This window comes from Paenibacillus sp. FSL R10-2778 (assembly GCF_038593035.1).
Lineage (GTDB): Bacteria > Bacillota > Bacilli > Paenibacillales > Paenibacillaceae > Paenibacillus_AQ > Paenibacillus_AQ odorifer.
Window position 1 is genome coordinate 5736721 of sequence record NZ_CP151956.1, and the last position, 21736, is coordinate 5758456.

Annotated in this window: 20 protein-coding genes and 1 pseudogene; 3 read left to right on the forward strand and 18 right to left on the reverse strand. The window is 46.4% G+C overall.

The window, feature by feature from the left end; genetic code table 11:
- Positions 1-121: 121 nt before the first annotated feature.
- Positions 122-1189 (forward strand): glycosyltransferase family 4 protein, encoded by a 1068-nt coding sequence (locus NST40_RS25750; protein WP_342410119.1) that lies wholly within the window; start codon positions 122-124, stop codon positions 1187-1189.
- 76 nt (positions 1190-1265) lie between these two features.
- Here NST40_RS25750 and NST40_RS25755 read toward each other — a convergent pair whose 3' ends face one another.
- The 8 genes from NST40_RS25755 to wecB are packed head-to-tail and all read right to left on the reverse strand — an operon-like array spanning position 1266 to position 8224.
- Positions 1266-2303, reverse strand: coding sequence for a glycosyltransferase family 4 protein (locus tag NST40_RS25755; RefSeq protein WP_342410120.1), 1038 nt, complete (start codon positions 2301-2303; stop codon positions 1266-1268).
- On the reverse strand, positions 2300-3022 hold the full coding sequence (locus NST40_RS25760) for a glycosyltransferase (RefSeq protein WP_076141520.1): 723 nt from the start codon (positions 3020-3022) through the stop codon (positions 2300-2302). The genes NST40_RS25755 and NST40_RS25760 overlap by 4 nt, the downstream gene beginning before the upstream one ends.
- A 33-nt stretch (positions 3023-3055) precedes the next feature.
- Complete coding sequence (locus NST40_RS25765; RefSeq protein WP_076141519.1) at positions 3056-3631, reverse strand: class I SAM-dependent methyltransferase; 576 nt, start codon at positions 3629-3631, stop codon at positions 3056-3058.
- A 5-nt stretch (positions 3632-3636) separates the two neighbouring features.
- Complete coding sequence (locus NST40_RS25770; protein ID WP_342410121.1) at positions 3637-4353, reverse strand: glycosyltransferase; 717 nt, start codon at positions 4351-4353, stop codon at positions 3637-3639.
- Positions 4350-5321 carry an NAD-dependent epimerase/dehydratase family protein gene (locus tag NST40_RS25775; protein ID WP_342410122.1) on the reverse strand — a complete coding sequence of 324 codons (972 nt, stop codon included), beginning with the start codon at positions 5319-5321 and terminating at the stop codon, positions 4350-4352. The genes NST40_RS25770 and NST40_RS25775 overlap by 4 nt, the downstream gene beginning before the upstream one ends.
- Positions 5318-6157, reverse strand: a complete 840-nt coding sequence (locus tag NST40_RS25780; RefSeq protein ID WP_076130430.1) for an SDR family oxidoreductase — start codon at positions 6155-6157, stop codon at positions 5318-5320. Before NST40_RS25780 ends, NST40_RS25775 begins: the two co-directional genes overlap by 4 nt.
- On the reverse strand, positions 6154-7140 hold the full coding sequence (locus NST40_RS25785) for a polysaccharide biosynthesis protein (RefSeq protein ID WP_036679704.1): 987 nt from the start codon (positions 7138-7140) through the stop codon (positions 6154-6156). The genes NST40_RS25780 and NST40_RS25785 overlap by 4 nt, the downstream gene beginning before the upstream one ends.
- Positions 7130-8224 carry a UDP-N-acetylglucosamine 2-epimerase (non-hydrolyzing) gene (gene wecB / locus NST40_RS25790; protein WP_076103696.1) on the reverse strand — a complete coding sequence of 365 codons (1095 nt, stop codon included), beginning with the start codon at positions 8222-8224 and terminating at the stop codon, positions 7130-7132. The genes NST40_RS25785 and wecB overlap by 11 nt, the downstream gene beginning before the upstream one ends.
- A gap of 81 nt (positions 8225-8305) precedes the next feature.
- Here wecB and NST40_RS25795 point away from each other — a divergent pair, with 81 nt between their 5' ends.
- A complete protein-coding gene (locus tag NST40_RS25795; protein WP_342410123.1) occupies positions 8306-8770 on the forward strand; it encodes a hypothetical protein in 465 nt (154 codons plus the stop codon).
- Positions 8771-8977: 207 nt separating this feature from the next.
- On the opposite strand, the gene NST40_RS25800 is transcribed toward NST40_RS25795, so the two are convergent.
- From NST40_RS25800 to NST40_RS25815, 4 genes are all read right to left on the reverse strand, one after another.
- Entirely contained in the window at positions 8978-10450 is a 1473-nt protein-coding gene (locus NST40_RS25800) for a glycosyltransferase (protein ID WP_342410124.1), read from the reverse strand.
- A 171-nt stretch (positions 10451-10621) separates the two neighbouring features.
- Positions 10622-10792: a hypothetical protein gene (locus NST40_RS25805; protein ID WP_175619029.1), complete on the reverse strand. Its 171-nt coding sequence runs from the start codon at positions 10790-10792 to the stop codon at positions 10622-10624.
- A 53-nt stretch (positions 10793-10845) separates the two neighbouring features.
- Positions 10846-11961 (reverse strand): glycosyltransferase, encoded by a 1116-nt coding sequence (locus NST40_RS25810; protein WP_341004315.1) that lies wholly within the window; start codon positions 11959-11961, stop codon positions 10846-10848.
- Between the two features lie 54 nt (positions 11962-12015).
- Positions 12016-13116, reverse strand: a complete 1101-nt coding sequence (locus tag NST40_RS25815; protein WP_076098583.1) for a DUF3880 domain-containing protein — start codon at positions 13114-13116, stop codon at positions 12016-12018.
- A 253-nt stretch (positions 13117-13369) separates the two neighbouring features.
- Between NST40_RS25815 and NST40_RS25820 the strand changes: the two genes are divergently transcribed.
- Positions 13370-14122: an AAA family ATPase gene (locus tag NST40_RS25820; protein ID WP_076130435.1), complete on the forward strand. Its 753-nt coding sequence runs from the start codon at positions 13370-13372 to the stop codon at positions 14120-14122.
- A gap of 325 nt (positions 14123-14447) precedes the next feature.
- Here NST40_RS25820 and NST40_RS25825 read toward each other — a convergent pair whose 3' ends face one another.
- From NST40_RS25825 to NST40_RS25850, 6 genes and pseudogenes are all read right to left on the reverse strand, one after another.
- Positions 14448-15362 (reverse strand): phosphotransferase, encoded by a 915-nt coding sequence (locus NST40_RS25825; RefSeq protein WP_038572780.1) that lies wholly within the window; start codon positions 15360-15362, stop codon positions 14448-14450.
- A gap of 26 nt (positions 15363-15388) precedes the next feature.
- Positions 15389-16294: pseudogene (locus NST40_RS25830) on the reverse strand (IS1595 family transposase); the annotation flags it as partial.
- Between the two features lie 173 nt (positions 16295-16467).
- Positions 16468-17883: a hypothetical protein gene (locus tag NST40_RS25835; RefSeq protein ID WP_342410125.1), complete on the reverse strand. Its 1416-nt coding sequence runs from the start codon at positions 17881-17883 to the stop codon at positions 16468-16470.
- Between the two features lie 8 nt (positions 17884-17891).
- The gene (locus NST40_RS25840) at positions 17892-19790 is read right to left on the reverse strand and encodes an LTA synthase family protein (RefSeq protein ID WP_342410126.1); all 1899 of its coding nucleotides are present in this window, start codon (positions 19788-19790) and stop codon (positions 17892-17894) included.
- Positions 19791-19996: 206 nt separating this feature from the next.
- Positions 19997-21163 carry a hypothetical protein gene (locus NST40_RS25845; RefSeq protein WP_175623585.1) on the reverse strand — a complete coding sequence of 389 codons (1167 nt, stop codon included), beginning with the start codon at positions 21161-21163 and terminating at the stop codon, positions 19997-19999.
- A complete protein-coding gene (locus tag NST40_RS25850) occupies positions 21160-21732 on the reverse strand; it encodes an RNA polymerase sigma factor (RefSeq protein WP_076302429.1) in 573 nt (190 codons plus the stop codon). Before NST40_RS25850 ends, NST40_RS25845 begins: the two co-directional genes overlap by 4 nt.
- Positions 21733-21736 lie beyond the last annotated feature (4 nt).

The window sequence follows — 21736 nt, forward strand, 5'->3', positions numbered from 1 at the left end:
AAAGGATTTGGAACTATGCCGCTTTGACCGTCACCCGCGAGTGCAGATCGGCGTATCTTATAAACAGTAAGCCATATCTCAACAAGTCGGTATTACTCCGCAAAAGTCAGGAGGCTTGTGCATGAAAGTTCTATTTACGTTTTATGTACCGAGTGGCGGGGTGGAGACATTAAATAAGCTGCGATGTGAAAGTCTCCAGCGAAATGGGATCGAATGCCATGTTTTATATCTAATGCCGGGTTCAGGCCAGAATACGACCAATTTTCCGGTATTTGTCTCATCTTCAGATGAAGAAATTAAAAATTTGCTGGAGACCCATAATTACGATGCCATTATTGTTACATCTGATTATTTATTACTGAAACGTCTGCGTGAACTCGGTTACCGCGGTATTATGATATACGAATCTCAAGGCCTTGGAAAACGCAGTCATGCGGAAACTCTGATCAGAGATGCCGTCCCTTATTTACGTTCTTATTGTAATGCGGTACTAATCCCGCCAACCGATCATTTATTGGAGCTGTTTATTGAAATCTGTCCCTGGCTGCATCGTTATGTAATTCCGAATATTGTTGATGTCCAGTCCTTTCAGCATATCCCTGCTGAACCTCCCGCTAATCCGGTTATCGCTTGGGTAGGCCGGCTAGAGAGCAATAAAAATTGGCGGGAATATTTGAGAATCGCCCATGAAATTCGCCTTTATAAACCAGATATTCATTTGTGGATGTTCCATGATCCTAATTTAGCCGCAGAGGATCAGAAACAATCCTTTCAGGAGGAGCTACGCGCCCTAGGACTGAATGATCGTCTAAGTACTTTTACCAATATTCCTAATCATGTAATGCCCATTTATTATTCCTCGATCGCTAATTCGGGTGGATTCCTGTTAGCTACCTCCATTACAGAAGGATTTGGATATGCTGTTGCCGAAGCGATTTGCTGCACTTGTCCAGTACTTAGTACAGATTCCGATGGTGTCAGATCCTTTATTGTTCATAATGTCACGGGTAAATTTTACCCGCTTGGCAATATTCCAACTGCCGTCAACGAAGGACTGGAGCTTATGAACAATATTCCTCTGCGAGAGGGTCTCCGCCAGCAAGGAAGAGGATATATGGTCTCACGCTTCGGAACCGAGAAGTATGCGCAATCTTTTCGTGAAATGATGAATTCCTATGCCATCTTCTAACCGATATCATGCAAAAAAACCTTCAAGCCACTTCTTACGTGGTATTGAAGGTTTTTTATATTTTAAGGACATATTATTAAGAGTTCCTCGCTACGATCTCAAACAGTGCATTCTGAAACAATTGTGTGCTTTTTTCCCAAGTGAAATGCTGTGAATCCTGCTCCCCCTTACAAGCCAGCCGCTGGCGTAAATCCGGGTCTTTAATTAAGGTTATGATATCATCCGCGAGCCGATTCTCAAACCGGTAGGACATTAAGCAGTTATGGCCATGCCTGCCATATTCCATATTTCCACCGGAGTAAACAGTAACGAGCGCTGCTCCACAACGCATAGCCTCGATGCCTGGTAGCGATCCCGTATCATACGTACTTGAGCTTACAAAAATATCGCTCTCACTATAATGGTAACAAAGCTCAGTATCATTTGCAGGAGTCCTTATATGATATCGTTCGTCCGCTAATAAAGTTTGCAGGGTAGTCGACTCAGCAAATTCACCAGGAGGAATGATCAAATAAAGTTCAACTTCTGGATGAAGTCTTCTGACCCGATTTAACTGTTCAAGCAAATAGTCTTGTTCACGATGGCCTGAGAATCCACCCTCTGGCTTTCGCATAACCGCGGAAACTACAAGCTTATTTTCAGGTTCACGAATGTTCAAATTTCTAAAAACAGGATTCACACCAATGGGCACGATTGTCCCCTTAATCCCATGATTCATCTGGACGATTTCTTGCTGCCAACGGGATAGTACAAGCAGATTGCTGGTTAAACTATAGGATGCAAAAGAGCGGCTATTGTCAGGTAAAAAAGTGGGCTCGTAGCAAAGCGCTAAACGAATATGAATCCCTTTCCCCTCATTACTTGCCTGCTGCGATACCTCGACTGTGGTATAAAAGTTGGAGACAATCACGTCCCCCACTGGAAAATCGCTGGCCGACAAATCACCATCTGCCGCATAACGCAATTCACAATTTATCTCGTATTCAACGACACCATCGCTGGGCAAGAGGATCGTAATTTCATGACCGATCTCTGACAGACGATTAGCCAGTTCTGCCAGCATCCGTTGTGCTCCGCCCCTAGATAGAGTTAGAACAGGAAATATTAATTTCATTCCCCTCTCTCCTTTAGCAGCAGATGCGATAGAACCCCATGATGGTTTGCTTGTACCTGTTCTATCTCTCTTTTCTGCGCCTCACTATAAATCACTGAGCCCATCTCTTGATGCACTCGATAATCAAGCTGCGGATACTCAATATAAGACCAGCTAAAATGCGGTAAAATACGCAGCCATAAATCATAGTCTTGAGTATATAACAACATTTCATCGAACGTTCCTACAGCACGAAATATATCCATATGAAGAAGAACTGTACTCCCATTCACCGGACAACCCAACATCATAGTCTCAATAAAATGGGCTCTGCTGCTAAAAAGCATACTTACCGTATCTGAGATCCGTTCTCCCTGCTCATTTATATAATAATAGGCTGTATAGTTAAACAAAGTACCCGTACTTTTGAGCTTTTCTATTTGGTTTTTGATTTTATCCGGGTGAAATTGATCATCTGCACTGAGCCAGGCAAAATACGTTCCGGTAGCCACTTCTATCCCTTTGTTCAAAGCAGAAGCCGTCCCTCCATTACTCTTTTGTATATAAATGATTCTGTCACGGAAGGGGGCCAACTTCTCCAGCCATAGGGTAGAACCGTCATCGACTACAATAAGTTCTATATTCGGATAGCTTTGATCCAAGACACTTTGGATGGCGAGATCCACATACGAACAGTTATAAAATGGGATGATCACCGATACTTTAGGTTCTTCACTCATACGCGCTCACCTCCTTCACCCGGAGCTCAACTTTTATACTGTTTTACAAGCAAGCAGGGCATCTACTGGTGCATGGCCCTCCCCGAATGCTTCACGAAACGATGGGTTTTGGGCATGATGGAAACCTTTAAGTACCGTTACCTCATACCCAAGTGCAATAAAATCCTCCGGCTCCCATCCGCTCCGATGCTTTTGAAAATACTCTCCCTGCAAATGATAATGATCCATACCCTCCTGTGGAAAAAAGCCCCGAGGGGTAAATACAACTACTCGGTTATTGGCGATTCTTTCGGCCATCCCGAGCAGAGTCTTCGCTTCATTTTTATTAAAGTGCTCTATTGAATCAATAAAGGTAACCGCTGAAAATGTTTTGGGGAGGAATAATTTATCCATATGACTGGCATCTGCATGTACCGGAATAATATGAGGTGACTTATATTGACGATGCAGCAGGTACGGCCTGTGAATTTCTAATCCAAGCACTACTGCGGCTTCATATCGTTCAAGCAGGGTACCGGTGCCGCTGCCGATATCCAGAATACTCTGGCAGAATTTCAACTGTTCCAGTAAGACTGGCAGAAAGTCATTCACTTCAATTTCCCGGTACATTACCTTCAGCCCCCCATAGAAGAAATCAAGTGCTGCAGCGAATTTTTGTAGCGGCCATTGGTCGCAGCTGCCTCTGCCATAATTACATCAAAATATTTGATCGTTCCCATGCCCTCATGCGTCCGGTAAGCTGTGAGGGATTGATTCAACATCACCGGTGGATATCCGTTCAGAATGGCGCGGAACCATAAGTCATAATCATGGGTGTAAGGAAGTGATTCATCAAAAAGCCCGATGGCTCCAAATACCTCTCGTTTAAACATCACCGTACAGCCATTAATGGGATTACCGTGTAAAAAACAACGTAAGTAATCCAGGTGACTAGGAAACAATGGCGCAGCATTCAGCTGAACCAGCTGCGATTGAGCGTTAATATAATTAAAGTTGGTATAGGAGATTAACAAGTGGTTCTGCTCCATGAACAGAACCTGATTGTTGATCTTATCCCGATAAAATAAATCATCCGAGCTAAGCCAGACCACATAGTCACCCGTTGCATTCAATATGCCGTGATTCAGTGCGGAGGCGGTTCCCCCATTGCCTTTGCCCAAATAATGAATTCGGGAAAGATACGGTGTAATTAGATTGCTATGGGCATGCGAGCCGTCATCGACAACAATGATTTCGTAAGGTTCCCAAGACTGGGAGAACGCACTTTGCAGGGCGTGCTCAATATAAGGACAATTATAAAAAGGAATCACTACCGAAACCTTCGGTCTCATAACAACCTCCCCTCCCCGCTAACTCGGTAATAATTCAAAATATCCATTAACGATTGGTTAAGCCCAATTTCCGGAAGCCAGCCCAGTGAAGTCACATCAGCCTCAGGGGTTGATGCTTCTGAATGAACCTTCTTATCCGCTGTGGCTGCGATCTCTGAAATAGCCCGTTCAGCATCTGCAGGTCCCCAGTCCATTGGCACTGGACCTACAGAATGACTGAGCAACTGCTCCGCGATCTCCCCGAGTTCCCGCTGCTTCCCCGAATCGATGCGATAGATGGTTCCATTTGTACCTTTACGCAAAATGTAATCATAAGCTCTAACGGCATCTCTTACATCTAAAAAATCACGCAGCGCATAACGAGAAGAGAGCTTAAATGGAGGTATTTCCTCTTCTGGCTGGCCTTCACTTCGGACAATGTGCTGTGCTAATAAAGAGCAGAAGCCGGTGGAAGGACCGGGACCAATCAGATTACAGGGCTCAGCCAGCAGAACCGGCTGTTTAAATAAGGTGCCCCAAGCGAGGGACACCAGCTCTTCTATTGTTTTGCTAAGACTGTACGGGTGTGGTGGCCCAGCCACCACACCCGGTTTGAACTTAAGTCTGGAGCCAGCCACTAGAATCCGACTGCTCGGCAGGCTTCGCATAGCCTCCAGTAAATATAAGGTGGCCATCACATTGGTCTCCATATAAAGCAAGGGATTAAGCCATGACTCGGGTACGGAGTTCTTCCCAGCCAAATGAAGGACAGCGTCCGGTGTAGTTTGCTTGATCATCTCAGCTACTGCTTTCCGGTCACTTAAATCACAAATATATATCTTTACTCCTTCTGGAAAAAGAGTGGAGGCAGCTGTCGATTGCGGCCGCAATACAGCGATAACCTCAGCCCCTCCTGCCGAAAATAATCGAACGGCATGTTGCCCGGTAAATCCACCGGCTCCGGTAATCAGAAGTCTTTGACCTGTCATAAATACATCTCTGACTGTTTCATCCAGTCAGCCAGTTCCTGCAGCATTAAAGGATATGAAGGCAGCGGCAAGAGGACATCCGCTCTTGTATTCACTAGTGTACGATCCTGAATATGTTCATCCTCAGGGATGATCTCCACATTTTCTTTATGAAAAGCCGCCTGAATATGCTGAAGCAGCTCATATTTACTTACCGGCTCTGGATGCGCTAAATGGATTAGCCCCGATACGGGGGAATCCAGCATTACATCCACTGCTTTGGCTAATTGGAGCGTTGTGACCCCGTTCCACATCACCCGCCGGTATCCTGAAACTTTACCACTCTGCGCCAGGAACCAATCCATCAGACCAATACCGCCTGAGCGGATTTCGGGACCAATAATGGAAGTGCGAATCGTAAGATGCCCGGGTTTTTGCACCTCACCGAGACTTTTCGAAATTGCATATACAGAGGTTCCATCAGGAGCATCCTCTTCGGTGTACCCTCCGCGTGTTCCTTCGAACACGCAGTCGGTACTGATATGAATGAGCCTTGCCTGAACATCCTCCGCCTTTCGCCACAAGTGATGAGGGAGAAAGCCATTCACGTGGTAAGCCCCAATTTTGTCACGCTCCGCGAATTGATTGAGAACCCCCATTGCATTGATAATGCAATGAGGGGAAACGATATCGACCAGCTTCTCAACTCCGGCTATATCGTTCGCATCTACATACAGCCCGCCAAGATCGCTCTTATCCCGGGTTGTATGGAAGACGTGATGCTTGCCCTGGCGGCGAAAATAATCCGCCAGCATATGCCCCGCCATACCGTTTCCACCTAGGATAAGCAGCTTCATTGCAGGAACCCTCCCCGGATCAAGATGCTTTTGATCTCTTCCCGATCCATCAGATTCGTCTCTGAACTGAAGCTATTGAAAGAGACATGAGGATAAGCGCTATAATGTGCCTTTAATTCCGGCATGTTCAGCGTAGGGAGAATTACTAGATACTGTTCATCGTAGACAACGGTAGTTAAGCTTTCGAAATCGCTCATCAGAATCTCGTGGATTTTCTCCCCCGGACGAATCCCGGTCTCAACAATACTCACATTGGACTCTCCGGAAGCCTCAATCAGCACCTCAGCAAGATCGATAATTCGGCAGGTAGGCATAGTCATGACGAAGATTTCTCCACCCAAGCTAACCTCAGAAGCTTTAAATAATAACGTAATAGCATCGCGTAGGGTAAAAAAGAAGCGGGTCATTTTCATATCCGTAATGCGTACCTGACCCTTATCCTTAATCTGCTTCATGAACAAATGCACTACGCTGCCGTTCGTTCCGAGCACATTACCTCCGCGTACAGTAACGAACCGGGTGTTTGAGCCAATCAGATTGGCATAAACGAACAATTTTTCCCCGATCGCTTTGGTCATTCCATAGAAGTTGGATGGGTTCGCAGCCTTATCGGTAGAGATGTAAATTGCTTTCTCAACGCCATTTACAATGGCAGCTTCGATCACATTTTGAGTTCCCACTACATTGGTTTTGAGTGCTTCATAAGGCTGATCTTCACAGACTGGAACATGTTTGAGCGCCGCCAGATGAAAGATATAATCAACGCCACGGCAGGCTGCAATCAGCGCATCCTTGTCACGGATATCGCCAATGATAAAGCTGAGACGTTGATCTTCAAACTCCCGGCTCATCGCCACTTGAGCGGATTCACTGCGGGAGAATACGATGATTTCCTTAGGATTTTGTGGCAGAAGTTGCCTAATCAGCTCATGCCCCCAGGAACCAGTTCCGCCTGTGACCACAATCCTTTTATTATTGAACATGCAGGTTCCCTCCAAGCAAGAATTTAACTACCTTGACCGAAACATCCGGAGTCATGTATCCTTCCGGTGCCTCCCAATCCCGATTGAGCGCCGTCATCAGCTTGACGCTGCGCAGAATACTTTTCTGATCTACACCTGAGACTACATTGCTGCCACAATCCACTGTTTCTGGACGTTCCGTCGTTCTGCGAATCGTAACTGTTGGCACTTTCATCAAGCAGCATTCCTCCTGTACAGTCCCGCTGTCGGTGATGGCACATAAGGCGTGCTGTTCCAAGTAGACAAAATCAAAAAATCCGAAAGGTTCATGAAATTCAACTAGTGGGTTCATTGGAAGGGAAAATTGCTCGGTAAGTTTGGAGCGAGTGCGAGGATGAATGCTGCATATTAAACGAATTCCAAAATGCTCAGCCACTGCGTTAAGACCCGACATAATTTGTACAAGGGACTCTGGATCATCTACATTCTCAGCACGGTGGGCCGTGACTAGGAAATACTGTCCTGAGGTAAGCTTCAGCTGTTCCAGAATGTCACTGGTCTGGATTTTGTGCTCAAAGTGGGTCATGACCTCATGGATCGGATTTCCTGTTAACACGATACGCCTGCTAGGGAAACCTTCGCTGATTAGATGTCTTTTGCTCTGCTGCGTATAAGGCATATTAATGGTCGAAACGGCGTCGATGACACGGCGGTTTTTCTCTTCTGGTACTTGGAGGTCATAACAGCGGTTGCCCGCTTCCATATGCACCACCGGAATTCCCATACGTTCAGCCAAAATCGCGCATAACGCGCTGTTCGTATCGCCCAGAAGCAAGACGCGATCTGGCTGTTCTTTTAGTAAAATGCTTTCTAACCCTCCGAACATGGCGGCAAGCTGGCCGCCTAGTCCTGCTTGTTTATCCTGCAGCACATAATCCGGTGCCCGCAGTCCCAGCTCAGCAAAGAAAATGCCGCTGAGACTGGCGGTGAAGTTCTGGCCTGTATGCACCAGGATGTGCCGCTCAGCATGTTCGTCGAGAAGCGGAATGATTACACTGAGGCGAATGATTTCAGGCCTCGTGCCTAAAATCGTCATGATCTTCATGAGTTCACTCCCCTGCCTGTTTAATTATGGTCTGACTTGGCTCAGTCAGCGGATTATGCTCTAGTTGCTGGATTGAGATCATTGAGCGGGATTTATACCGTTCATTTGGCTCTGGTTGCTGGATTTAGCTCATTTAGCGGGAAATGTACCGTTCATTTGGCTCAGGTTGCTGGATTTAGCTCATTTAGCGGGATTTATACCGTTCGTTTGGCTCTGGTTGCTGGATTTAGCTCATTTAGCGGGATTTATACCGTTCATTTGGCTCTGGTTGCTGGATTGAGCTCATTTAGCGGGATTTATACCGTTCGTTTGGCTCTGGTTGCTGGATTGAGCTCATTTAGCGGGAAATGTACCGTTCATTTGGCTCAGGTTGCTGGATTGAGCTTATTTTGCGGGATTTATACCGTTCGTTTGGCTTTGGTTGCTGGATTGAGCTCTTTTTGCGGGATTTATACCGTTCTTTGCGCTCAGCTTGCCGAATTCGACGCAGTCAAGGGCATAACTGCCTCTCTTTGCGCTCAGCTAGCCACTTTCGCCGCAATCTAGGGCAAATATGCCTCTCTTTGCGCTCAGCTTGCCGAATTCGACGCAGTCAAGGGCATAACTGCCTCTCTTTGCGCTCAGCTAGCCACTTTCGCCGCAATCTAGGGCAAATATGCCTCTCTTTGCGCTCAACTTGCCGAATTCGACGCATTCGAGGGCAAATATGCCTCTCTTTGCGCTCAGCCTGCCGCTTCGCTGCAATCGAGGCATTTACGCCGCGCGCCGCCGTCCACCGCGGCGGGCCCGGCGGCGCTTCCCCCCGGCAGTGCTGCGCCGCCGGGCAGGACCTTTACGCCGCTTGCGAGCAACGCGGCGCAAAACCAACGGTCGCCCGCTTCGCCGGCGCGCCCGGGCTTTGCCGCGCCGCTTGCGGGCGACGCGGCTCGGCAGGCCCTTGCTTCGCGGCGGCAAAGCCGGCGACGCTGCGGGTAAATCAGGCTGGACAGCAGGTGGTTCCACCACCACCACGCTGTCAGCCTCGTGCACCGCAGGTGCGCTGCAATAGCGGAGGTTCCACATCTCCGCAAGACCCTGCAGGCGGCTCCGATAAGCCGCCGGACCATAGACGGCGTCGACGCGCTCCCGCGCTTGACTGCCTAGAGTCAACGCCAATCCCGGCTGCGCCAGCATGACGTTGACTCTTTCTGCCAGCGCGGAAATGTCCGATGCTGGCACGAGATTTTCGCCGCAGCCCGCTGCGTGCAGAATTTCCCGCAAGCCCCCAGAGTCGTAAGCGATCACGGGCTTTCCAAAAGCCATTCCTTCCAAAGCAGTCATACCGAAGCCTTCGCGGATCAGACTAGGAACCACTAGCACATCCATGGCGCAATAGGCAGATGGGAGACATTCAGCATAACCAACAAATTTAAACCGGGTGTACAGTCCCTCAAGCTTCACCTTGCGGACACAGCGCTCATAGTAGCTTTTATCGCCAGCTGACCCAATGACAACAAATTTCGAGGTTGGATGAACCGCGTGCACAAGCACAGCCATTTTCACAAAATGTTCTAGACCTTTTTCTTTGTTGATAAAAGAAGAAATATAACCGATCAGCTGTTCATGCGGTTTAACCCGCAATTCCCGCCGCCGTTCGCTCCGAAGCTTGCTCCAAGCCTCAATCATCATCTCTTTATCATTCCAAGAGGGAGGCAGCTGGATCACTTTTTCCGCTCTCACGTCCTCTGGAAAGCAAGCTGCAGCTGTTTGTGAAATAGCTAGTATCTCATCACTATTCCGATGAATCAGCCCTACACTAATAGGTGTATATTCATTGTCTGTTATCGTCTCTGATATTTTCCATATCACCGGAATGCCCAGTGACTTTGCAGCCATTGCTGGCAGAGCATGCACACAGGTACTTGTAATAACAAACGCCGGGCGCAGGGAATTCAGCCAGTCTGTTAATTCGTGATACTCCCTGCTTTCCTGGAATTTCTGAGCATCTGCCTCCAACCCTGCATAAGGAGTGTACATTCCATATAAAAGAGGAATCGAAAGCAACTGTACACTTATTCCACAGCTTCGAGCCTGAGAAGTCAGCTTGCCGTCCTGAGGCGCAACGAGAATACAATTAAAGTACGGAGAAAGCTCCTGAGCGAAAAACAACAATAGCTTCTCCGCTCCCGTAATACTGCGTGTATTGGATACATGTGAAAAGAGGACGATTGTAGCTTTGTCAGCCATGGCGTTTCGGCGCTCCCTAACGAGGGGCCTGGAGCAGCCATTCACCTCCTTAAAAAATTTACAAACTTTGCGCTAAGTTCTGTCCTTCGCAGTAAAACTCTCTTTGAAAATGGTCGCTCCTGTGACTCGCAACATCGCTTCCGCTTCGCTCTAGAATCTCGTCAGTCAATTTCAATTCGCTCCCGAGCTTCGCCCCTTCACTTCCACTCTGCTCTCGAATCTAGCCAGTCGCTTCCGCTCCGCTATACAAGCCCGCTCCAGACGTTGCTTCTTTTCATCAGGCCACAGGCATAAGCTGAGGTTCGGTTCTACAGTATATCGAGGAAAAACAGATGCCGGCACGACACCTGTCCCCTGGTAAGCGCACATTTCCGTTCCATTTCCGGGCATATGACCTAGCCATAAATTACGGTTAACAGCTGGTGTATACGTTTGGTGTAGGTGTGATCCTTAAGCGTCCGTTCAAAAGCGCGCAGGGCAATCGCACGGCGTTCTTCCTCATGAGTCAGGTAATAACGGATTTTATCCATCATTTCTTGAGGGCTTGCAAAAGTCTCAATTTCTTCACCAGGTTTGTAGAAAGATCCCATATCATCTCTGGCATCCACTAATTGCAGCGTACCCGTAGCCGCGATTTCAAAAGTACGCGGATTAGGAGATACCGCCGGAATCGAAAGCGTATTGTTGTTCACTACTTCATCAATGTGCGAGCGATGGAGGTTAATGACGATTTTGGATCCGCTGTAAGCTACCGCTGTTTCCTGTGGTGACATCCACTTGCCAATCTCAATTCGATCTCCATAGAGTGCCGCCTCAGGCAGACGGTCCCACCAGATGCCGTTAATCACCGTGTTATAGTTCATCAAATCCGGAAGAATCTCACGGAAGAAATTAACCCGGTTCCAATAGGCAGAGCCAATAAAACTAACTTCGCGATTCAATGGTGAACGTGTTGTAGTTGGACGGTAATGCTCGCGGTGAGCGGCAAAAGGAAGATAATGAACTTCAGGGCAGCCAAGTCCCTTATAAAAATCAATACAATTACGCTCAAGCGTGAACACAAAATCGTAATGCGCCACAATTTTAACTGTAAAATCAGTGTAATAAGGATCATCTGTAAGCCAAATGGCTGTCTTAATTCCGCTAGCCCGAAGAACGGAGATCTGCTCAAGCGGTAAATCCATACCATCCAGCACAAGTACCAGATCCGGTCTTTGAGTGGCGGCTAACTCCACTAAGTTTTGACGCACATCTGTTATCGTGACTTGTGTGGTTAATTTTTGCAGCGCGTAGAGGACTGCATCGTCTAATGGAGAGTAGGGATATCCTTTACCAGAAGCCACATACATTACATGAATATTCCGTACAGGAAATACTTCTTCTGGCCGACCATCTAAAATCGCAAGCCGTCCCCGTAAATATCCCTCATCATATCCGCCCTTAAAACCACTCAGACGACCACGAAGCTTTTCTTCCTCTGGAGGTGTCAGTGGTAGCGGTGGTGCAGGCATAATAAATTCATTGTTGTTCATCATCATCCTCGCTCCTTTATCCCGTTATAGATTTCATACACTTGAAGCAATCACATTCAGCAAATGAGGCAAACGCGCAGTGAATGTATGGTTGCGCATGGTTGTCTGTAGTCCCCGTAAAGCGTAAATTCGGCGCTCTTTTTCATGCTTCAGATAGTACTCAATCTTCTCCTGCAATTCCTTAGCAGAGCCAAAAGTATCCAAGTCATAACCTGGCCGATAATAATTGCCCAGATCCTCACGAACATCCGTAAGCTGCATAGTACCGCAGGCACTGATCTCATAAGTACGTGGGTTGATAGAGCGTGATGGTAAACGGAAGCTATTCCGGTTATCCTGCCCCTCCTCCCACGGACGGTGAATATTAATGACTAGCTTTGCACCACTGTAATAGTTCGCAGTTTCCTCAGGCGGGATAAAGCCATTGCTAATAAAAGGGGCAAGCTGGTCATAAGTCGCAAGCCGTTCCCAGAAGCCGCCAGCGATCAGCACCTTCTTATCCTTTAGATAGGGGGCAAGTTCATCAAACAGCGCTGTCCGATTATGAAATGCATTGCCAATAAACACAATGTCGTACTTATACTGCGGTGCCGTACGGCGCGGATAGAACATCTTTGGATTGACGCAAAGCGGTAAATAATGAACGGATGGAACTCCAAAGGATTGATAAAACTCCACACAACCGAGCTCATGCGTAAAGACGTGATCATAATGCCGGCAAATCACTGAAGTATCCTCTGTAAAATAAGGATCATCCACAAACCAGATCGCAGTCCGAATGCCCAGCTTTCTGATTTCTGTAATCTGTTCTAAATGATTTTCCGGAAAAACATGCAGTCCATTCATAACCAGCACTGCCCCGGGCATCTCCCGAGCTGCGGTCTCCAGCATAGTTTCTGGAGTGCTTATCACAAGCTCACTTACAAGCTGCTGAAGCGCCTCAATTACCCCAGTATCGATTGCATGGAACCCTTGAGGAACATACATTAGCTTAAATGGCCGACAGGCTTCGACCTCTACAGTACTCCGACGCTGCACAGCCTCACACATGCCAAGACGATATCCTTCGTGATAACCGTCGCGATAATCTCGCGGACGCTTGTGTTTTCTCCTTTTCGCTTTCACGGCCTTCACCCTGCCCCGTTGTATTCTCAAGACAGTATAACTATATGCGGAGTCAGCACTCGCCTCATGGACATCTGTCATTACTAGAACTAAATTGGCAGATGTACCCTGTCTTTTGCCCGGCTTGCCCGAACCCCGTCAGATTTCATCCACTCGCTGGATGCTGTTATACTATAAAGGTCTAGCTAGAGGCACTAAACTTGTCATCTCTGTCCAATCTGTCCGAAGATGATTACTTTTTGAAATTCACAAGGGGGGAACTATGAATAACACCACGTTGTATTTGCGACACGCGGAGCTGCTGCGTGATCTGGTGCCATCCTTTCAAACCTATCCATTTCATCTGCCTGCTGTTCGAACGCTGGATCGCCTGACTTTTCAAAAACCAGTGACCTTTCTTGTTGGAGAGAACGGCACAGGCAAATCAACCTTGTTAGAGGGAATTGCTGCTGCTTGGGGCTTTAACCCTGAGGGTGGAACGCTAAACTTTTCTTTTAACACTCGTTCCTCGCACTCGAATCTTTATGAGTATTTTAGAATTGCTAGAGGGGTTAGACGGCCGAAGGACGGCTTTTTTCTGCGTGCGGAGAGTTACTATAATGTGGCTTCTTATATTGATGAGTTGGATGAACAACCCGGTGGCCCACCGATCAAAGACTCCTACGGAGGCAAATCTCTGCATGAGCAGTCCCACGGAGAGTCTTTTTTAGCTACATTCGTTCACCGTTTCGGCGGCCGCGGCCTTTATATCCTCGACGAGCCTGAAGCAGCGCTTTCCCCCTTACGTCAAATGTCTCTGCTGGTGCGTATGCATGAGCTGGTCGGGCAGGATTCACAGTTCATTATCGCAACTCATTCCCCCATTCTGATGTCCTATCCCGGTGCTGAAATTTTTCTCTTGGAGGGGGAGGGAATACGGTCCGTCGCCTTGGAGGAAACCGAACATTATACCGTGACCAAAGCGTTTATGAACGATCGTCAAGGGATGTTGCGTGAGTTATTTGAAGATGAATAAGCATACACGACTTCGACGTCCCTTTAAGGACGGTAAGCGTTTAAGCGAGAAATATAAGGATAATTTACAACATGGAACATATAAATTCTTATATTATAGGCTATGTTAAATTCTAATGTTGATATTTGACCATAAGAAAACCGCCTTCGTTGAAAAGGCGGTTTATTGCTATCGTGTCCCGTTAGCGCAACGACTTACTCTGTTGAATTTCGTGTTCCTCAACATAAAGCGGCATCAGAGAAGGCGGATCGTACCTTATCGCGGCCTTTAAACGACAAAATGGTGCCGATAGCCATAGCCCCATAGCCGCAACGAAATAATAAGCCTAATCCGACAGTGCCCGCATGATGTTGGATTTCGCCTCTGCCGCAATTGCTTCATTCCCGTCATCGACCGCTTGCATTAAGATCAGTATGGGGATGTATACCGCGATTAGCCGCGCCAGCAGCTTCGTTTCCTCGTCCGCTCCTCCGTACGTTTCGAAAAACACGCCGCGAGCGTAAGGTGGTAAAAAGCTATAAGCAACGCTCAAATCGCAAGCCGGATGGCCTACGCTCAGATCGCCCCAATCAATGATGCCGGAAACGATCCCGTTCTCATTCACAAGCATATTTTTGAAATGAAGATCGCCATGTAGCAGTGCATTCACCGCCTCGACACGGTCCTTTTGCAGCCTGCTAATATACGCTTCAATCACACCGGACTCCTCCGGCGACAAGTGTTCAACCACCTTCGATAGAAAGCCCTCCAATTTCACTTTGCGCGATGCTATGTCCGTCAAGTTTCGATGATCTTGCTGAACTCCGCACTTCAGCGCCGCCTGCACCGGAAACTCATGCAATCTCCGCAAAAATTTCGCCAGCGTCTCTGCCGATAAAGCCCGGCGTTCTTCCGTCAAACCGATTGGGAAATCTCCTAGCACGTAGGCATAGCCAAGAAATGGTGCCGGGTATTCGTCACTTGCTTCGCCATAAAACAACGGTTTCGGATAGGGGATGGTTATATATGCCTCCAGCTTTGGCAGCAGCTTCCCTTCCATACGAATCGAGCCAACTGCAATCGTTCTTCTTGGAAAGCGGAACACGTACTCGTCACCGATGAGAAAAACCGTATTGTCCCAGCCCCAGCCCAATCGCTTCACTTGCTTCGATGACAGCTGAGGGAATTGTCTGCCGATCAGCGTCCGCGCCTGCTCTTCGTTAACCTCCCACTCCGCATCCCATACATTCGTTCCTCCCATGAATTGTCTGCCTCCTCGTTCCTTACGTTATTTAGATGTTTACATTCCCTAAAAGTGAAGCGATCCATCCATTTCTTCAAGCGGCTGTGGTAGCTGTTTACGTTTTGGATATGGTACACGCCTTTCACACGTTGTTTTCCGTCGGACTTGAATCGGTAATGAGTCATGCCTTTTGAATTCGCATAGGAGCTAAATGCCCTCCATGAATCAGTGCATAACACGTTTGAGTCAGATAGATGACCACCAATCGCTTCGTCTAATTTTGTAATCCGAATACGTCCACGCCCAAGTACACCAGAGTAAGTCATTTTCTGACGGTCACGGGCAACCAGCACGCACACTTGATCGTGGCTTATACCACGATATTTCGCTTTGCCGCCACGTTTACGTGGCTTGCGTTCGGTAATATTCCGCTTGCCCTTTTCCGAGTAAAGAAAGTAGGTCTCGTCCATTTCAACAATATCTTGAAATGCTTCGGTTGGAATCTGCTTCAGAGCGGAAAGAATCTTATGCCGCTAGTAAAACAAGGTGACATGCGTGACTTCATCGTTTAACTGCTCTGCACATTTTCTCAGAGAAAAGCCCTCAATCATGCATTCGATAAAACGAACCCACATATGAGGTCGCCTCATTCGTTGCAGAGGGGTGTTCGTAAGGTCATTGAATGTTTGGCGACAGGACTTACAACGGTAACGTTGACGTTTAACCTCTCCAGTGCGTGTTCTTACAGCCTACTTTCCAAATCGAACAACAGAATGGTTTTTGCAATGCGGGCAAACAAGTCCATCTTTATGCTTCTGCTCTTGAATTTCATCAATCGCTCGAACTGGAAGTGCCACTCCCTTGGTTCGGGACTGCAAAAAGTAGATAAGTTCTCGCTTACCATTATCGTCCAACGTATCAGCAAGCTTTTTCAGTTCCTTTAAATCCATGGGCAAATCATCTCCGAACAGTTATATCGCCCTTATTATAGAACACTTGTTCGCAATTATCAAACATCAACAACAAAGTTTAACATAGCCATATTTTTAAAAAAACAGCAGGTCTCCAAATCGGAAACTTGCTGTTTGCTTTGTGTTATTTTGTGTTTGATAGGTGCTTGAAATTAGCGTCTCGCAATCCCCGTCAGCTTGTGAACAATCCATCCAAACATGACTACAACCATCATATCGAAGCACACATTAAACAAGAATAAATGCTTACCGATGTCAGCCCTTCCGTCCCCAAGAATCGGAACCAAGAAGGAGAAAATCCCTATTAGCCCTAGCAGCATCAGCAGCTCGCCGGCAACTTTGCCACGAATATCTCTGCTGCGGAAATACTGGAACAAGGCTCCCGAAAAATACACCAGATAGAATATGGAGAGAAATCCGAGCGTATGCGGAATATGTTTATTTTTGAATTGGCTCCATGCACTGTAAGTATAGGATAATGCACCTGCTGGTTTATTCTCGCTTTTCTCATAGTTTCCTAGATAATACGGGCGAATCGCCATGCTGTTACTCGCAGCATATTTCATATTATCTATCAACCGGTCCGGATGCTTCAGATAGAAGAACAATACATCTTTATGAGATACACGGTCATAGAAGTCCGGAACCAGCGAAGGATCATCCTGCTTAATCACTGTATCGGTCTGAAAATAATTTGTACCCGCCAGTACCTCCAGCCGCTCCGGCAATCCGAGATCCTGCAAGTCTCCCTTCACATCCGGCGATTCGTTTAGAATCCCAAAAAACACCGTTTGATACAGATTAATATGCTTCAGATCTTTTGGCGCTGCCACATACAAAACGATGGATACAAGAAAGATGGCAATCGAAAAACGTAACGCCAACTTCCTCCATTTGCCCTCTCCGTCAAGCATCATAAACCGCAAGAAAATCAGTGCAAAGGCAATCCCAATCGGTGCATTCTGGATTTTGGAGGTGACCAGAAACAGAATCGCGATAAAAAATAAGGTTAATCCTTTAGTGGTTGGCTTCTCTTGGCTGGTTAATCTTAATCCTAATGCAAATGTCAGCAGCATAAACACCATCGACACTGGTTCTCCAAACAAGGAGTTGAAATAGGCCACATACCCGATATCGTAAAATACAAATAAGATAGCTGCTCCCAACAGCAGCCCTGTAACATAAGAGCCACGAGCATTATACTTCACCAGCAGCCAAGTTGCCGCCAGTAAAAGAAGCCCATAAACTGCACCCAGCAAACGAACATCAAAAAAGCTGCCATGGATGAGCCCGCCGATCAATCTCGGCACAAGTACTATAAAAATCTGTGAGGATGGATAAAAACCTCTAAATAAATTTTCATACGCAAAACTGGAATGACTAAAATTGAAAAACTGGTCGGCATACGATGCTCCAGTATCATAGTAGTTCAGACCGATGGTATTCATCATACGCAGAAAATCTCCGTTATCGGCAACACCAATAAATGGCCCTACGAATAGCAAATAAATAATGATACCGCAGCCGGCAAGGCCTACGAGATACTCCGGTTTCCAGAACTTTTTCATGATTCCCCCTATCTCTGTGGTAACAGCTTCACATATTCGTCGGACAAATTCATTAGCTTCAAAATATACTCATAATCAGTCTGATATTTTGTGAAATCCGATACTGGCTTAAGCGTATCCAACGACACAGCTTTACCATCAGCAAAATCTTTACCAGGCACATAGAGAATATCATCATTAAAGAAAGAACCAGAAGGCAAATAATACCGCATCCCTATCACATTACGATCAATGTTCAAGAGATCATGACCAAATGCTGTATAACCTTCTTCTTTTAAAGAAACCCCCAATAGGTTAGCTATTGTTGGAAGAATATCCAACTGTCCACCGGTTCTCTCTACTACCTTCCCTTGCTCCATTCCTGGTACATGTACAATCAATGGAATATTAAAGCGACTGATCCGGGAATCGTATGGAATCCCCAGTGCACTTTCCACTTGCTCCGGTGGCACATCCTGCGGCTGCAAGCCAAAATGATCGCCATACATCACCAGCACAGTGTTATCCCACATTCCGTTTTTCTTCAAATCCTCTATTAAAGTTCCAATGGCATAATCAGTATAGTTAATAGCAGTCAAATAATCGCCAAGCATCGTGTTTTTTAACTCATCAGGCACTGATATCTTCTTAAAAGAGTCCGGAATTTGGAAGGGATGATGGCTGGACGCCGTCACCATTTGTGCGTAGAAAGGAGTTCCTTTCTTCTGCAGCTCTGCCAATTTCTCGACACCCGTAATATAAAGCTGTTCATCGGAAGCACCAAACGCATTAAAATGATCATTGGTAAAATAATCTTTATCATAATAGCCGTTAAATCCAAGTGCAGGATATAGCTCATTCCGATTCCAAAAGCCCACTTGATTCACGTGAAAGGTGTACGCCTCATATCCTTTATCTCTCAGCAGACGTGGTAGGCTCGGCAGTTCTCTGTCCCCGAATCCAGTGGACATTGCCAAGGTCCCGATTGGATAAATCGACGTGTTGCTCATAAATTCAGCGTCAGAAGTATTACCCGGACCAATCTGCTGGTAGACATGGGGGAAGTAAAATCCCTCATCTGCCAACTTGTTCAACACTGGAGTCAGCTCTTGACCCTTCAGGGATTGATGCAGCGGGAAGTTTTGGAAAGCTTCCATTTGGATGACAATTACATTTTTGCCCTTTTGCGAGCCAAAATAATCAGGTGCTGTGCCCGCGGCCTTACTACTATAAGGATAGGAAGCTTGCAGTTCATCAATCTTCGCGATGGTATCCTTAATATCTCCGGTTCCAATGAGATTGTTATCTTCCTTGACCTTAATTGCGGCAACGACCTCATAATTCAGGAATCCGGCACTTTCTGCCTGCACAAGCTCATTTGTAATTCCCCGCGCAGAATTGACAGAATTGGCCGATAAAGCAAAACCTCCAAGAATAGCCACCAGAATCACCATCATATGTGCCAATCGTGTGTTCCGGGAGCTGAATCGCTCACGCTCACGCGGATAGGCTTTTCCATGCTTCCATCTGCGGATCAAGACATAGATTGCCATGATCACAAAATCAGCGAAAAATAAATAATCAATAGTCTGTATCGTTGATTCTACGCTTGCCTTCACTTGAAACACCTGATTCAGTTCATATAAAGCCAGATACGTAGGAACAGAACCAAAGTGATTGAAATATACACTGGCTGCGAACAGCAGCAGCGATAATATCCCGTTAAATGTCCAATAGACAGCTGTTCTCACCCGCGAAGGAGTAATGACCGTCAGTATCCCCATGATGAAGAGGACTGGAGCAACATCTGCTGCAATCCACTCCCAAGCAATTCTATCAAAGAACAGCACTCTCAGCAGGAGCAGCTTCAACCATAGCAGCAGGACAACAATATAGAACTGAGCTCGATTCGGCCCGTGCTTTTTCACGTTTTAATCCCCTCTTACCTTTTCATTTGTTCTGATTATGAACTCTATTCATCTTTTCTGTAAAATATCAGATTGTTCTAGTATAACAATACTTACTTTTTTTATCAAAAATGTGCACCTTTCGCTCCCACTACAAATAGGGAAATCCCACGCCTTTTCGGCTGTGGAACCTCCCTATTTAAGCCTATTATGTTATGCCTTTCAATCTAAGACTGGCTTGCTGGCAAATCCTCTTTTACCTTCCAGATCGTTAAATCACTATCATAATATACAGTGATCTCAGGACTGCCAAGCTTATGAAAGGTGAGATTCCCGGGCTCCTGATCTCTTTTAAGCAAGCTATATTCGCTCACATCAGCAACGCTAAATATCTTAGTCAGCAGAGGTGCTGCCTTCTCACGTAGGCGATCCCCATCAATTAGAGACAGCTCCCGGTCTAATACCGTTAGTTGTTTGGGATCTGTTTTATCACTAGCACGAGGATTTGTATCACTAATCTGCTCAATCCTTCTAGTAACAGTATCGAACGTAACCGAAACCTTTGATCCGTATTGCAGCGTAAGCGTATCCTGATCCTTGTCCATAGCCCGAAATACTAAACTAAGCTCTTCACCTCCGTTACCTCTCAACACCTTCAAGGCCTGTTCCCCAGCTTGACGCATCTCTTCTGATACCGCCGAGGCCTCAAGCGTGGCTGATGCGTAATCGAATTCACCATTTACAAATCCGATACGCCATTTCTCCGCCCTAAAGTTATTCTCAATTTTCACGCCAGAATGTTGTGTAACATCATATTCAACGTATCTGAGCACTTCATAAGCTGAATCATTCGCATAACCCAGTTTGCCCTTGATCTCTTCCGCACGGGTATTCATTTCAGCGTCGATCTCCGCAGCTGTCAGAATCCTACTCATCTTCGTTTGCACCAGTTCTCCTGTCTCATAATTGATCCAGATATATGCGGAGTCCTCACCTTTCTGGTAAGAGTAAAATATCTGCTGTTGCTCCTTAAGCCATTCCCGGTGATCTAGCGGATAAGTCTTTCCAAGTAAACTCTGCATCACCTGATCTGCGTTCCGCTGTAGCTCAGCCTCCGTGAAATGCGACGAAACCTCAGTTTGCGCAGGGTTGCTTGATTCATTACCGAGGAACCTTCCGTTCAGAAAGAATACACCTAAGCCCAACAATACAATAAAACTCGCCACAGCCAACAATTGCACAGGCAGTCTTTTTCCTGAGTAAGATTTCGCTCCCTGTTGATCTTCTTGAATTCGGCGAATGACGTTGTCTGCATGCCTCATAGTAAACTTTTCATTTCCAAAAGGTCCTTTTCGGGCCTGAGCATACCATTCCGGTTTATGATCCTCCATCATTCTACCCCCTTTAATTTGTTCTGAATTTTTTGCCGCGCTCGGTGCAATCTTGATTTTACCGTTCCGTGACTCAAGTTCATCAGTTCAGCTATTTCTTTTATAGAGAGTTCATATTTCAAATCCAGGACCAATATTTCGCGCAGCTTTGGAGACAATGCCATAATTAGATCCCATATCTCACCAATGGACTGATTACCCAAATACTCCATCTCCGCAGATCGGGCTACGCCAAGAGGTTCGACAGTTTTTTCCCGCTGCTTCACATCAACCGTGGACAATGGCTGTACACCACCCCATAAGCCCGAACGAAAAAAGCGCGATTTCCGGTGCGAAAAAACAGTATTCCTGGCAATCGTAAGCAACCATGCTTTAAATGAAGAATTCCCCCGGTACGTTCCAATCCTGTAATAACATTTAATGAATACTTCTTGAGCCAGATCATCGGCTTGTTCAGAATTTTTGGTAAGATAATAGATATAATTCCATATATCCTCTCCGTAACGGCTCATGATTTCTCTTAGTTGCTGTTCATTCATCGTCTCGCTATGCTGAAGACCTTCCAGTTCCAATTAG

What these genes read in the sequence shown, in the direction of transcription:
- NST40_RS25750 (WP_342410119.1), top strand. Translation starts at nt 122, where the DNA reads ATGAAAGTTCTATTTACGTTTTATGTACCGAGTGGCGGGGTGGAGACA.
- NST40_RS25755 (WP_342410120.1), bottom strand. Translation starts at nt 2,303, where the DNA reads ATGAAATTAATATTTCCTGTTCTAACTCTATCTAGGGGCGGAGCACAA.
- NST40_RS25760 (WP_076141520.1), bottom strand. Translation starts at nt 3,022, where the DNA reads ATGAGTGAAGAACCTAAAGTATCGGTGATCATCCCATTTTATAACTGT.
- NST40_RS25765 (WP_076141519.1), bottom strand. Translation starts at nt 3,631, where the DNA reads ATGTACCGGGAAATTGAAGTGAATGACTTTCTGCCAGTCTTACTGGAA.
- NST40_RS25770 (WP_342410121.1), bottom strand. Translation starts at nt 4,353, where the DNA reads ATGAGACCGAAGGTTTCGGTAGTGATTCCTTTTTATAATTGTCCTTAT.
- NST40_RS25775 (WP_342410122.1), bottom strand. Translation starts at nt 5,321, where the DNA reads ATGACAGGTCAAAGACTTCTGATTACCGGAGCCGGTGGATTTACCGGG.
- NST40_RS25780 (WP_076130430.1), bottom strand. Translation starts at nt 6,157, where the DNA reads ATGAAGCTGCTTATCCTAGGTGGAAACGGTATGGCGGGGCATATGCTG.
- NST40_RS25785 (WP_036679704.1), bottom strand. Translation starts at nt 7,140, where the DNA reads ATGTTCAATAATAAAAGGATTGTGGTCACAGGCGGAACTGGTTCCTGG.
- wecB (WP_076103696.1), bottom strand. Translation starts at nt 8,224, where the DNA reads ATGAAGATCATGACGATTTTAGGCACGAGGCCTGAAATCATTCGCCTC.
- NST40_RS25800 (WP_342410124.1), bottom strand. Translation starts at nt 10,450, where the DNA reads ATGGCTGACAAAGCTACAATCGTCCTCTTTTCACATGTATCCAATACA.
- NST40_RS25810 (WP_341004315.1), bottom strand. Translation starts at nt 11,961, where the DNA reads ATGCCTGCACCACCGCTACCACTGACACCTCCAGAGGAAGAAAAGCTT.
- NST40_RS25820 (WP_076130435.1), top strand. Translation starts at nt 13,370, where the DNA reads ATGAATAACACCACGTTGTATTTGCGACACGCGGAGCTGCTGCGTGAT.
- NST40_RS25825 (WP_038572780.1), bottom strand. Translation starts at nt 15,362, where the DNA reads ATGGGAGGAACGAATGTATGGGATGCGGAGTGGGAGGTTAACGAAGAG.
- NST40_RS25835 (WP_342410125.1), bottom strand. Translation starts at nt 17,883, where the DNA reads ATGAAAAAGTTCTGGAAACCGGAGTATCTCGTAGGCCTTGCCGGCTGC.
- NST40_RS25845 (WP_175623585.1), bottom strand. Translation starts at nt 21,163, where the DNA reads ATGATGGAGGATCATAAACCGGAATGGTATGCTCAGGCCCGAAAAGGA.